Source organism: Pseudoxanthomonas spadix BD-a59 (assembly GCF_000233915.3).
Lineage (GTDB): Bacteria > Pseudomonadota > Gammaproteobacteria > Xanthomonadales > Xanthomonadaceae > Pseudoxanthomonas_A > Pseudoxanthomonas_A spadix.
Genome location: NC_016147.2, coordinates 2,951,371 through 2,963,126 on the forward strand (window position 1 = coordinate 2,951,371; position 11,756 = coordinate 2,963,126).

Consider the following 11,756-nt stretch of genomic DNA (forward strand, 5'->3'; position numbering starts at 1 on the left):
GCGTCGTTGACGTCGTTTCATTCATGCCAGCGCCGTGGTCCGGTCGTACAGCGCCAGGTATTTACTTCCAGCCACATCCCAGCCGCTGGGCTTGAGCATGGCTGCACGCCGCATCGCATGCATCAGGCCGGGCAACTGGAAGGTGCGGAACGCCCGCTGCAGGCAACGGCGCAGCGCATCGGCCGATGGATCCTGGAACAGAAAGCCGGTCACGCCATCGTCCACGGTATCGATCAGTCCGCCGGTGGCGTGCGCGATCGGCAGGCTGCCGAAGCGCTGCGCATACATCTGACTCAGGCCGCAAGGTTCGAAGCGCGAAGGCATCAACAGGAAATCCGAGCCGGCGAACATGCGCCGCGCCAGCTGTTCCTCGAACCCGATATAGGCGCCGACATGACCCGGATAGCGGTGGGTCAGGCGCGCCACGGCCTGTTCGATCTGCGGCTCGCCGCCACCGATGATCACGATCTGGCCGCCGGCAGCCACGATCTGCGGGGCGACCTCGCAGATCAGGTCCAGGCCCTTCTGGTGGACCAGGCGCGAGACCACCGCAAACAGCGGGCCCTCGCGCTCGGGCAGGCCAAACTCGCGACGCACCTGGTGTGCATTGGCATTGCGGCCGGCCCAGTCGTTGACGCTGAAATGCGCCTGCAGGTGACGGTCGGTGCGCGGGTCCCAGCTGGCGTCGATGCCATTGAGGATGCCGGTCAGGTCGCCGGCCGCGGCGCGGCGCGCCAGCAGGCGGTCCAGGCCGCAGCCCAGCGCCGGCAGGGTGATCTGCGCGGCATAGCTGACGCTGACGGTATTCACGTGCGCGGCGTGGATGATGCCGCCGCGCAGGAAGGACATCTGACCGTAGAACTCCAGGTCTTCGCGGCCGGCTTCGGGGATGCCCAGCAGCGGAGCCACCGCATGCGGGAACAGCCCCTGGTAGGCCAGGTTGTGGATGGTCAGCAGGCACGGCGTGGTGCCACCGGACCACTTGACGTAGGCCGAAGCCAGCGCGCACGGCCAGTCGTTGAGATGCAGCAGGTCCGGCGTCCAGGCCAGGCCGGCACGGCCGCCGGCGATTTCCGCCGCGGCATGGGACAGCGTGGCGAAGCGGATCGCGTTGTCTTCCCATTCGGCGCCCACGCTGGAGACGTAGGGCGAACCCTCGCGTTCGAACAGCTCCGGGCACACCAGCACGTAGACCGGCAGGCCATCGGCCAGGGTGGTATAGCCCAGTTGGCACGCCGGCAGGCCGGCACGGGCGGGAATGTGGCCGACGATCTCAAGCACGCCGGTGCGTGCCAGCACCGCGCGATAGCCGGGGATCAGTACGCGCGCGTCATAGCGGCTGCGCAGGGCACGCGGCAGCGCAGCAGCGACATCGCCCAGGCCGCCGGCCTTGATGAAATCGGCCATCTCCGAGGTGACGAACAACGAAGTCCGGCGTGGCGTGGTGCCGACGCGCAGGGTGTCCGGATCGTTCGCCGCCGCTGGCGCAAAAGGACCACGTGCATCGCGCGCCCTGGCCGTCGGCAGGGGAAGGAGAAGGGGCGATGCCATCGATGCGCCCTGTGCAGGCGTCGGGACAACAACATCGGGGCTCGCGGGCGCGATCATGGCAGGGGTTATCCGTCAGCGGCGGGAAGGACGGAACAGCAAAAAGCGGAACGACGCGGAGCACAAACCACCGCCTGGCGCGAAGGCAGGCGACGTGACGCTGGCAGAGGGGTGATGCGCGTGGATTGGAGCGTTCCGGCGGCGCCTCTCCAATCGAATCTACGAACGCCTCAATAAAAAACATGTGAAACGCTTACAACATTCCCGTGACGCCTCGCAAGCCCGTGCCGCGTAGTGACGAAACTGAACAGGCCAAAAGCAGACCAATGGGGCCGCCGGCAGCTGGAAGCGCAGCGGACGTGGGCCGCGGCACCGTGTGGAGGGACCAGGACAAGCAGCGCGCCCGCGGCGCCGGTCGGTCAGACCCTGACCCGCTTGGCGGGCGCCAGATACCGCACCTGTCCGTGCTTCACCTCGAAGGCCGCAGACCAGACACCCAGGCTGCGCACGGTCAGCGCGCGATAGCGGCCGGGCCGGCCACGTCAGCAGGTTCTCGCCCACGGTCAGCTTGCCGGTGTCGGCCGGATCGTCGAATGGCTTGTACGGGCCGAACCGGGCCACCGGCGCTGGCGGCATCCCAGGCTTCTTGAAGTCCTCCGGCGTCCACCAAAGTTGTGCAGACGCGCGGAGGCGTCGAACAGCATCTGCCCAGGCGTGCGCCCTCCGACGGAGGCGCCAGCCTCCCGCTACAACGACTTCAATGGGCAGCCGGCGTGCTGCGCAACTTGTTCACCAGGGTCACCACGCCCAGCACCAGCGCGCCGGCGGCCATGCCCACCACCGCATTGAACAGTCCACCGGCGATGGTGCCGACCATGCCCTGCGGCAGGACGCCTTCGATGAAGTGGTGCAGTGGCCCGATGTTGTGGACCAGGATCCCGCCACCGACCAAGAACATCGCGATGGTGCCGGCGATGGACAGGAACCTCATCAACAGCGGCGCGGCCTGCAGCAACCCGCGGCCGATCAGGGCCAGACTGGCACCCTTCCTGGTCAGCACCAGGCCCAGATCATCCATCTTCACGATCGCCCCGACCAACCCGTAGACGCCGACGGTCATCGCCAGCGCGATGGCCACCATGACCATTACTTTCTGGGTGAGAGGGGTATCCGGGCCGAACACGCCCAGCGACAGCACGATGATCTCGGCCGACAGGATGAAGTCGGTGCGAATGGCGCCCTTGATCTTGTCCTTCTCGAAGGCGACCACGTCCACGCGCTCGTCCGACAGCGCCCGCACCTGCGCCGCATGGCGCGCGGCGTCCTCTTCACTGGAATGCAGGAACTTGTGCGCCAGCTTCTCCACCCCCTCGAAGCACAGGTAGGCCCCGCCGATCATCATCAGGTAAGGGATGGCGACCGGCAGCCAGACACTGATCACCAGCGCGGCCGGCACCAGGATCGCCTTGTTGACCAGCGAGCCCTTGGCCACGCCCCACACCACCGGCAGCTCGCGGTCGGCCTTGACGCCGGTGACCTGCTGGGCATTGAGGGCCAGGTCATCGCCCAGCACACCGGCGGTCTTCGTGGCGGCAACCTTGGTCATCGCCGCCACGTCGTCGAGCAGGCTGGCAATATCGTCAAGCAGGGTGAACAGGCTGGCTCCGGCCATGCGGTGATAGGTCCTGATGAATGGAAGGCCCCATTGTGCACGGCCGATGTCGCCACGAGATGGCGACACCGCGCCCGTTTGCGCCATCAGCGGCGTATCAGCCCGGTCTGTGCATGACAGAGCGGACAGCAACGCCGCGGCACGCCGCTGCACGCCGCTGCGCCGCACCACATCATGATCCGGCGTACCGGACCAACGGCGCAGCCGACCTCGCGGGCGCCAGACCCCGGCCCTTCAACACTGGAAAAGCCAGGCACAGACCTGGCTTTTTCACGTGGCTGCGCAATATGTTGAAGCTTCAGCGACGCACGCACCGCTTCTCCACCACCCGGTCGCCGTTGTCGACCTGGTGGTTGCCCTGGATCGCCCGACCTGCGGCGCCGCCCGCCACCGCACCGCCCACTGTGGCCAGCTTCTTGCCTGTGCCGCCACCGATCTGGTTGCCCAGCAGGCCGCCGACCACCGCGCCCGTCGCGGTGCCGGCGATGCGATTGGGATCCTTGCTGTTCCTCTGGACCTCGACGTTCTCGCAGACCACGCGGGTCCCGTCGTCGAAACGGCGGCCCTCATCCTCCGGCCCGTAACCATGCTGGGCAGAAGCGGCAGACGCGATCGTCAGCAGGCCGGCGCACAGCACCCATTTGCTTGCCTTGATGTTCATGGCGCACCTCGCTTGTAAGAGGTCGTCATGAGGCCACGCGTCGCCCGAACTCCCGGTGAAGAGGCATCACCCTTTGCCTGCCGCGCCGCCGCCGTTCAGACTCCGCAGATCCGTTTGACCTGAATGATCGCCCGGCTGTAAGGTCGAAACAGCGAGGCGAATCCCCGGGAGGGACGACATGAACGCGAAAAGTGGCGGAACGATCTCCAAAGAGTTGATGTGGCCAAATCACATAAACAAGATTCCCAAGGAAATCTTCGGGGATCCGGCAATTTTCGAAATGGAGCTCGAGCGGATCTTCTACGGTCCGGAGTGGCATCTGGTAGGGCATGTGTCGGAGTTGCCGAACAAGGGCGATTTCAAGACATTCGACCTGGGTCGGCGTCCGATTCTGATCGCGCGAGGCGAGGACGACCGGGTACGAATTTTTTACAACGCGTGCACGCATCGTGGCACCCAGGTCGAAACTTCGACCTGCGGCAATCGGAAGAGTTTCGAGTGCCCCTACCATCAATGGAGTTTCAACACCGAGGGCGCGCTCGTTGGCTGTCCGGGAGAAAAGGAATTCACTCCAGGCTTCGACAAGGCGAACTACGGCCTGCGGGAGTTGCGCATGGAGCAATTTCTTGGATTGATCTTTGTGACTTCTTCCAGCGAAGCGCCGCCATTGGAAGAGTGGCTGGGGGAGATCGCAGCGCCGCTGACGGACATCCTGGGCGGGGACGGGAAACTCAGGCTGCTGGGCTACCACAAGGTGATTTACGCCTCGAACTGGAAGGCGTACAACGACAACGACGGCTATCACGCGCCTTTGCTGCACAGCGCCTTCCGCATGCTGAACTGGCAGGGAGGAAAGGGCCGCCAGATTGCGACGCAGAGCGGACATAACGCGATCGAGGCAGAACTTTCGCTGCCGAAGGGCAACCGCTTCTTGAATGATCCTTCGCTGATCGAGTTCAAGGGGGCCGACCCCAGGCAGGGCTCACGGGTGGTGCAGCTTTTCCCCTTGACCGTGGCCACCAAGCACCTGGACACGATCAACCTGCGGTTTGCGATCCCGCGTAGCGTGGACGCGACAGAGGTGCATTACGCCTACTTCGGCCTGGAGTCGGATTCGGAGGAGATGCTTCGCCATCGCGTGCGGCAGAGTTCGAATCTGCTGGGCCCGTGCGGCATGATCTCGATGGAGGATGCTTCCATCTTTCAGCGCGTTCATCTTGGGACCTTTACGCCGGGCAACGTGGAGTTCCAGAAGGGTGTCAAGCGCACTGACGAGTTCTGGTCCGATTTCAAGCAGAATGACGAGGCCAGCTTTCTGCTGAAATGGGAGCACTACCGAAAGGTCATGGACTTCGAAAGGAGGCCGCAAGCATGAGCGCTGCATTGGAGCGTTTTGAGGTGCTGGAGCAGATTGATTCGTTGCAGCAGGCCTACGTGCAGGCGCTGGACTCGGCGAACATGGAGGACTGGCTCAATTGCTTCTCGCAGGAGCAGGCCTCGTATGTCTGCATCTCCGACGAAAACGAGAAGCGAGGCCTGCCGATCGCGTTGATGCTGGACGACTGCCGCGAGCGGATCAAGGACCGGGTCTCGTTCGTGACCAAGATCTGGGCGGGGACCTTCGAGCCGTACCACACGACCCATTTCGTGCAGCGCCTGGGCGTGGAGAAGATCGCCGCGGACACGTATCGTCAGGTTGGCAACTTCTCCATCATGATTTCCCCGGAGATGGGTTCGAGCTCTGTGCTGGCGACCGGGCGTTACCACGACCTTGTGGCCCTGGAGGATGGCAAGGCAGTGTTCCGGGAAAAACGCGCCATCTACGACACCCGGATTCTGCCGCGGTACGTCGTCTACCCCTTCTGATACCGGGCCTGCGCCTTTGCGCTGAACCCCGGTGGCCGCGCCGCGTTTGCCTGCTCGATCGGCAGGCACCCAACGGGTGCGGGTTGCTTGGGTCGGGCCACAAGCAGGGCAAACAGCCGGGCCCACAGCAGGCCCGGCGTTGCAGGCATGACCGCCGTCAGCCGAGGGCCATCAATCCTGCGGCATCTTCAGCTCGTACTGGGCCGGCGGCGTCCCACCTGCCGGGTGGCGCACGAAATAGTCCCAGCGACGGCGCAGGCACGGCTGAGTCGACAAGGTGACCTCGCCGGACGCTTACGGTCTGCCCGAGGCAAAGACGGCACCGATGACCGCCCCCATGCTGGTGCCGGCGACCACGTCGACCATGATGCCGGCACGCAGCACGCCGATGTGCGCCAGACCGCGCGCCGAACCGCTACCCAGCGCCAAGCCGATGCGGGCCGCCTGGGCGGCGTCAGGCCCGCCGCCGGGGCCTGCTTGGCTGGTGGCGCGTTCATTGGCTTTCTCCCTTGTCCGGCCCCTGCCCCGCAGGCCGGTGGCGCCCACCGGCGCGCCGGCGCAGACGCCGGATACCTTCGCGCAATGAGCGCCGCAGCATCGTGGCCCGCGCGGGTCGCGCGCCCTGGCGGGCCGGGAATTCACGCCCCACGGCGGCCTCGAACACCTGAAAGCGCTTGAGATAGGCCTCGATCTCCTGGCGCCGCAGGCGCCAAGCGTCGATCCGGCCATACTCGGCCACGAGTTCGGTGAACAGCACCCGCATGCGCCGCGCCCCCCGGTCTTGCAGCACCTCGTCGGCACGCTCGGTGGCGATGCGCGCCAGCGCCAGGCTGCGCTCCAGCAGGCGCCGGATGTCCTGTGCGCCGTCAAGATCACCCAAGCGCCCGATCTCCCGCAGAGGCCGTCTGGCCTGGGCCGCCAGCAAGCGCCGCAGGTCGGTCGCCAGGGCGCTGGCCAGGCTGCGCTGCACGCGGCTGAAATGCGCCGCATCGTCGGCCAGGGCGCCAGCCCCGTGGCCACGCAGGTCCTCAAAATAAAGCTGGTGGTCGCCGAAATAGCCGGTCAGCTGCTTGGTCGCGGCCGCTTCGAGAGGCTCCCGCGGCGCCTCGCGCAGCGCCCGCGCCACTGAGCGCAGCGGTTGCCCGAGCGACAGCGGAAAACGCGAAAAGCGATAGACCGCGTGGGCGCCCGGCACCTGCCGGTAGGCCACCAGTTCCATGCGCAGGGAAGCGTCTTCCTCGCAAACCTGCCGGGCTTCTTCAAAAATATCGAGCGGCATGGCCGGCAGCCACTGCCGCGCCAGCGGTGGCGAGCGGTCATAGCCGCCCGCGCGCAGGATGCGCACCACCACATCGGCGCAATTGAACTCGCTGCGGTCCCACAGCAGGCGGCCTTGCCGAAACGCCGCCTCGATCCGGTGCGCCTCGGCCACCATGGCCGCCTTGCGCCCTGCCGCCACGCCCGCCACCCGCAAGCCAAGCGTTTCGCGGCCATAGGCCATGCCGTAGGTGTTGGTATGCACCTGCGACGGCGACGGCGGCTGCACGCCGTACAGGTAGTCGGCCAGCGTCACATGCTGCAACAGGTTGGGGTCCTGTCCCGGCACGGCCACATGGTTGGCGCTGTAGACGGTGTCGTCCACGCGAATGGCAATGTGCCCGAACGGGTTTTCCAGCACCACGCGCTGCGGTGTTTTGGCGGTCGAGTAGGACAGCAGCAGTTCGATGTCGCAGGGCACCTCGGCCTGGAGCCGCGCCAGCGCCGCGTCGATGTCGGCGACGGCGCTGCCGTGCTCGGCGCCGAAGTCCACTGGCAGACCCGGCGCAGGCAGGGCCGGGTCGAGCGCGAAGCGGGCGATGCGCCCGAGGCCGGCACGGTCGTGAAAGGCGAGCTGGGCGCGGCGCATTGCCGCCTGCCGCTGCGGGCTGGCCAGCACCGCGGCCGCCAGCTCGCCCGCCTGCGCCAGGGTGTCAGCCAGATCGGCCACCCCCAGCCGCACGAACAAGGCGGCATTTTCCCGTTCATGGCCGCTCACCACATCGAGCAAGAGGGTCGGAATGCCGATGGCAAAGGCCTCGGCCGGCGTCATCCCTCCGGCCTTGGTGATCAGCAGGTCCGCCGCGCCCATCCAGGCCAGCAGGTCGGCGTGCGGCACCAGGCCGCAGACCTTCAGCGCCACCGCCTCGGGCAGGCGCTTTTGCAGTGCTGTCAGCTGCGCCTGCTGCCGGGCGTTGGCGCCGCAGACGGCAATGATCTGCAGCGGGCCGGCGTGGTGGCGCGCGAGGCTCTCCACCACGAGCGCGTAGTCGCCGATGCCCTCCTTGCCGGAGGTGATGAGCACGGTGGGCGCATCCGCGGCCAGACCCAGCGCCATGAGCGCCGTCTCCCGGGTTGCGCCGTCGGCGGCCGGGGCGCGCACCGGCATGCCGCTGGTGGTGACCTTGTCGGGCGGAACACCCGCCGCCAGCCAGCGCGATTCCAGCTCGGGGTGGGCGAGAAAAGTGCGGTCGATGCGTTTCGAGATGCGCGGAAAATAGCCCTCGAAGAAGTCCGTGTGCAGCCAGCCGATGTTCACCTGCGCCAGCAGCCCGCGCTCGCGCAGGGTCCCGAGCACCTGCGCCGATCCGTAATGCGTGGCGAGCACCGTGTCGGGGGCCTGTGCCTCCAGGAAGCTGCGCACCTTGTCTTCCGGGTAGTCGTTGGACAGCCATGCCAGCGAAGGCACCCGCTTGCCGCGCGCCTGCAGGGCATGGAACAGCGCGTCGAAGCTTTCCGGGAGATTGCCGGCGATGAACCAGTAGAGCCGCTCGTCCACCCAGCGCCAGAGCGGGTGCATGAACTCGCGGATGTCCTGCAGCACCACGCGCGCGCCCGGCGCCAGCCGGCCGATCTCCTGCTCGATGGCCTGCGCGGCGCTGATGTGGCCATGGCCGATGGACGAATAAAAAATGACGATCTTTCGGCTCTGGGCGGCCCCGGCATCGCCCGCCGCCGGCGGGTGCGCAGCCAGTTGCCGCACCCGGTTGCGTCGCCGCACCAGCGCCCGCCATGCCAGGGCCGCCAGCAGGGTGAATGCGAACACCAGCGCCAGCGCGATGAGCGGGTCCATGCCCCAGGTCTGCGGTCCGCTCATTCCTTGCCCCCGCTGCGCCAGATCGACAGCAGCAGCCAGAGACTGCCGATGACGGCACCGACGAAGCCGAGCAGGCCAAAGAAGGGCAGCCCCGGCAAGGTGGGGCCGCCGGGCACGGTCATGACGATGGACGAGCCGACGATGAGGGCGGCGACGACGATGCCGATCACCCGCCGGTCGGCGGCACTGTCGAGCTGGTTGCCGACGCGCTTCAGGTGCGTGACATCGATGTGGATTTCCAGCCGCCCACGCCGCGCGGCACGCAGCAGCCGGGAGAGATCCTGGGGAAGACCGGCCACCAGCGACAGCGCCTCGCTGACCCCGCGCCAGCCGCGCTGGAGGAGGACCGAGGGTGCATGACGCGCGCGCAGCGCCTGCTCCAGCAAGGGCATGGCCTCGCCGGCCATGTCGAAGTCGGGGTCGAGCTCGCGGCCCATGGCGTTGCGCACGATTGCCGTCACCGCGCCCAGAGACCCTGGTGACTGTCTTACGGCAACCAAGGCCGCAATTTCCTGGCCGCAAACTGGCTCGTCAACGCAGCAAGACCCGTCGTGCCAGCGAAGCGATTGGGCGCTCTGCCCAGCGCTGCAGCCGTGCGTTTAATTGCAAAGGTTTGAGCGCCATGCGCACAACCATATCCATGGGGTACTGTTTAATCATCAGTTCGCACACCTGCTTGTGGATGACCGCGTACGCAGGTGCTTCACCGCCCCTCCCCCGAAAGCGCCAGGCCACGGCATGTCGCAGCGCGATGTCGGCGTCGCTCTTGCGCAGTTCAGCCATGCGACGCCAAAGTGTGGCGATTACATGCCACCTGCGTAGATTTTCCTGCTGCCGATACCGGAGAAAGTATTTGTAGAAATGCTTGTAATGCAGCACCTCGTCGGTGCGGATGCGCCAGGTGATATCCCGCAGCACAGGCTCATCGAACATGGCATTGATCGCCTGATAATAGGTGGTCGTGCCCATTTCGACGATGCAGCGCGCCACCAACTCCTGACCCCGCGTGGGTTCCAGTTCGTCGCAGGTGCATAGCTTGACATATTCCGCGAAAAAGTCGCCATAAGCGCTGTCCCAGTCGAACTCAGGCCAGACATGCTGCACATAGGTCTTCAGCGCGCGGCCGTGCTGCAGTTCCTCGACTTTCCAGTGCTCGTTCAGCCATTCTCCGACCTCCGTATCGCCCGTGAAATAGTCCGCCAGGTTATGAGCGTAGGTTTCTGCGCCACTTTCGACGAACGAGGCGCTGCACACCAGAAGAAAGATGTCGTCGCGCATGCGCATGCGCGCGGTGTCGATGGAGGAGAAATCGATATCTTCCAGATGCCAGCGCAAATCTGTTGCACGTTGATCGCTGTGCATTGCCATTTCCCCCTCATGGAAGAGATTCGTAGCCTTTTGATCATGAATCAAGCGGTTTGTTGCAAATATAGCCACAGTTGCCGCGCAATCAGGCGCATCATTGCCACCATCCGTGTACGCACGAACAGCAAGGCCTGGAAAGCGCCTTCAGGGCACATGCCATCCGCACGATCCGCCGCCAATGCGACCGCGGGCCATGCTTGCCTCAGGTGATGCTCAACAAGTTCTGGCGATGGGCTGTGCTCCGCATCGGCGATAGGGTGCAAGGCACAAACCGCGCCACAGCCCAAGCCATGGCACGGATGCAACGCCGCAGACCCGCCGTTGCGGGATGCAGCACACACGCTGGGGGCTTGTTCAGCGTGGCCTAAAACGACTTGCTGATGGCGTCTTTGGCCTTCCGGGCCATTTCCGTTATTGCATCCAGAGCCTTGTTGGCAGCATCCCTGGCGACTTCTGCTGCACGCTGGGCCGCTTCCTTACCGGATTCGGCCGCGTTTTTGACCGATTCCTCGGCCTTCTGCGCCGCATCGCTGGCGGCATCCGCTGCTTGATCGGCCGCGTCCGAGATTTTTTGCAGCGCGTCCCGGGTGGCTTGCGCGGTTTTGTCGACCAGCGTTGTTTCAGCCTCGGCCAGCCGGCTCCGGGCCGTCTTCAGGTTATCCTGAAGACGGGTGCGCAAGCCGGCGATCTTCTCGCTGGTTTGGTCGGCAGTGGCCTGCAAAAGCGCATCGGCATCGGCAACAATCTGCTTCATGTCGGCGATCAGTTTTTCTTTGTTCATAGAACCGTTGGATTCAGACATGGAAAACCTCCATCAGTGATTAAGAAAAAAATATCGGTGTAACAATTCTCAGGTCGGTAAGCACGCTCACGGCGGCCTAACCCGTTCGAAGCAGCCGCCTGCCAAGGGTTACTTCGTCATGGCATCTTTGACGTCTTTGACCGTTTCCTTGGTTACCTCAAGCGCTTTGTCGGCTGCCTCTTGGGTGGCTTGCGTGGCTTTCTGTGCGGCGTCTCTGGCGGCTTCGGCCGCTTTCTGCGCAGCCTCTTTGCCAGATCTGGCCGCCTTTTCCGCCGCTTCCCCGGCCTTCTGAGCGGCTTCCTTGGTCGCTGCGGCGGCCTTTTTGGCGGCTTCCTCGGCCTTCTGTGCAGCCTGCTTGGTCGCTGGGGTCGCTTTCCGGGTGGCTTGCGCAGTCTTGCGGGCTGCCAATTTGGCAGCTTGATCAGCATCTTGCGCGGCCTGATGGGCTGCTTCGGCGGTTTCCTGCGAGGCTTCACTGACGGCTTGTTCAGCCTTCTCTGCAGCCCGCTTGGCGGCCTCTGCAGCCTTGTGCGTCGCTTCCCTGGCTTCCTCGGCCGCTTTCTTCGCGCCTTCCTCCGCGTTCTGAAGCATGGGCGCCTTGGCCGTCTCGCCCGTCTTTGCCGCGGGTTCTTGCGCAGCCTGTGCACTTGTGCCCACGACCAGCGCTGACAGGATCAACCATGTTTTCCATTTCATCATTGCTTCTCCT

General features: G+C 65.3%; 11 protein-coding genes. 2 read left to right on the forward strand and 9 right to left on the reverse strand.

The features are described 5' to 3' along the window. Positions 1-21 precede the first annotated feature (21 nt). The 3 genes from glgA to DSC_RS13335 form a co-directional block, all read right to left on the reverse strand. A complete protein-coding gene (glgA, locus tag DSC_RS13325) occupies positions 22-1,551 on the reverse strand; it encodes a glycogen synthase GlgA (RefSeq protein ID WP_043290693.1) in 1,530 nt (509 codons plus the stop codon). A gap of 754 nt (positions 1,552-2,305) precedes the next feature. After that, the gene (locus tag DSC_RS13330) at positions 2,306-3,220 is read right to left on the reverse strand and encodes a DUF808 domain-containing protein (RefSeq protein ID WP_014161710.1); all 915 of its coding nucleotides are present in this window, start codon (positions 3,218-3,220) and stop codon (positions 2,306-2,308) included. A 298-nt stretch (positions 3,221-3,518) separates the two neighbouring features. After that, the gene (locus DSC_RS13335; protein WP_014161711.1) at positions 3,519-3,881 is read right to left on the reverse strand and encodes a glycine zipper 2TM domain-containing protein; all 363 of its coding nucleotides are present in this window, start codon (positions 3,879-3,881) and stop codon (positions 3,519-3,521) included. A 178-nt stretch (positions 3,882-4,059) separates the two neighbouring features. Here DSC_RS13335 and DSC_RS13340 point away from each other — a divergent pair, with 178 nt between their 5' ends. Both DSC_RS13340 and DSC_RS13345 read left to right on the forward strand, forming a co-directional pair. Then, positions 4,060-5,256, forward strand: coding sequence for an aromatic ring-hydroxylating oxygenase subunit alpha (locus DSC_RS13340; RefSeq protein WP_052299814.1), 1,197 nt, complete (start codon positions 4,060-4,062; stop codon positions 5,254-5,256). Continuing rightward, positions 5,253-5,747 (forward strand): aromatic-ring-hydroxylating dioxygenase subunit beta, encoded by a 495-nt coding sequence (locus DSC_RS13345; RefSeq protein WP_014161713.1) that lies wholly within the window; start codon positions 5,253-5,255, stop codon positions 5,745-5,747. The genes DSC_RS13340 and DSC_RS13345 overlap by 4 nt, the downstream gene beginning before the upstream one ends. Before the next feature lie 294 nt (positions 5,748-6,041). Here the strand turns inward: DSC_RS13345 and DSC_RS16290 are convergent, their stop codons facing one another. From DSC_RS16290 to DSC_RS13370, 6 genes are all read right to left on the reverse strand, one after another. Continuing rightward, on the reverse strand, positions 6,042-6,176 hold the full coding sequence (locus DSC_RS16290) for a patatin-like phospholipase family protein (protein ID WP_014161714.1): 135 nt from the start codon (positions 6,174-6,176) through the stop codon (positions 6,042-6,044). Positions 6,177-6,240: 64 nt separating this feature from the next. After that, positions 6,241-8,784 (reverse strand): MGDG synthase family glycosyltransferase, encoded by a 2,544-nt coding sequence (locus tag DSC_RS13350; RefSeq protein WP_202944885.1) that lies wholly within the window; start codon positions 8,782-8,784, stop codon positions 6,241-6,243. A gap of 92 nt (positions 8,785-8,876) precedes the next feature. After that, the gene (locus DSC_RS13355) at positions 8,877-9,341 is read right to left on the reverse strand and encodes a hypothetical protein (protein WP_043290695.1); all 465 of its coding nucleotides are present in this window, start codon (positions 9,339-9,341) and stop codon (positions 8,877-8,879) included. A gap of 70 nt (positions 9,342-9,411) precedes the next feature. Continuing rightward, a complete protein-coding gene (locus tag DSC_RS13360; RefSeq protein ID WP_202944886.1) occupies positions 9,412-10,248 on the reverse strand; it encodes a ferritin-like domain-containing protein in 837 nt (278 codons plus the stop codon). A gap of 361 nt (positions 10,249-10,609) precedes the next feature. Further along, on the reverse strand, positions 10,610-11,047 hold the full coding sequence (locus DSC_RS13365) for an ElaB/YgaM/YqjD family protein (protein WP_043290696.1): 438 nt from the start codon (positions 11,045-11,047) through the stop codon (positions 10,610-10,612). Between the two features lie 108 nt (positions 11,048-11,155). Further along, positions 11,156-11,743: a hypothetical protein gene (locus DSC_RS13370; RefSeq protein ID WP_043291393.1), complete on the reverse strand. Its 588-nt coding sequence runs from the start codon at positions 11,741-11,743 to the stop codon at positions 11,156-11,158. Between the last annotated feature and the right edge of the window lie 13 nt (positions 11,744-11,756).

Coding starts and splice junctions, on each gene's coding strand:
- glgA (WP_043290693.1), bottom strand. CDS start 1,551: ATGGCATCGCCCCTTCTCCTTCCCCTGCCGACGGCCAGGGCGCGCGAT.
- DSC_RS13330 (WP_014161710.1), bottom strand. CDS start 3,220: ATGGCCGGAGCCAGCCTGTTCACCCTGCTTGACGATATTGCCAGCCTG.
- DSC_RS13335 (WP_014161711.1), bottom strand. CDS start 3,881: ATGAACATCAAGGCAAGCAAATGGGTGCTGTGCGCCGGCCTGCTGACG.
- DSC_RS13340 (WP_052299814.1), top strand. CDS start 4,060: ATGAACGCGAAAAGTGGCGGAACGATCTCCAAAGAGTTGATGTGGCCA.
- DSC_RS13345 (WP_014161713.1), top strand. CDS start 5,253: ATGAGCGCTGCATTGGAGCGTTTTGAGGTGCTGGAGCAGATTGATTCG.
- DSC_RS13360 (WP_202944886.1), bottom strand. CDS start 10,248: ATGGCAATGCACAGCGATCAACGTGCAACAGATTTGCGCTGGCATCTG.
- DSC_RS13365 (WP_043290696.1), bottom strand. CDS start 11,047: ATGTCTGAATCCAACGGTTCTATGAACAAAGAAAAACTGATCGCCGAC.
- DSC_RS13370 (WP_043291393.1), bottom strand. CDS start 11,743: ATGAAATGGAAAACATGGTTGATCCTGTCAGCGCTGGTCGTGGGCACA.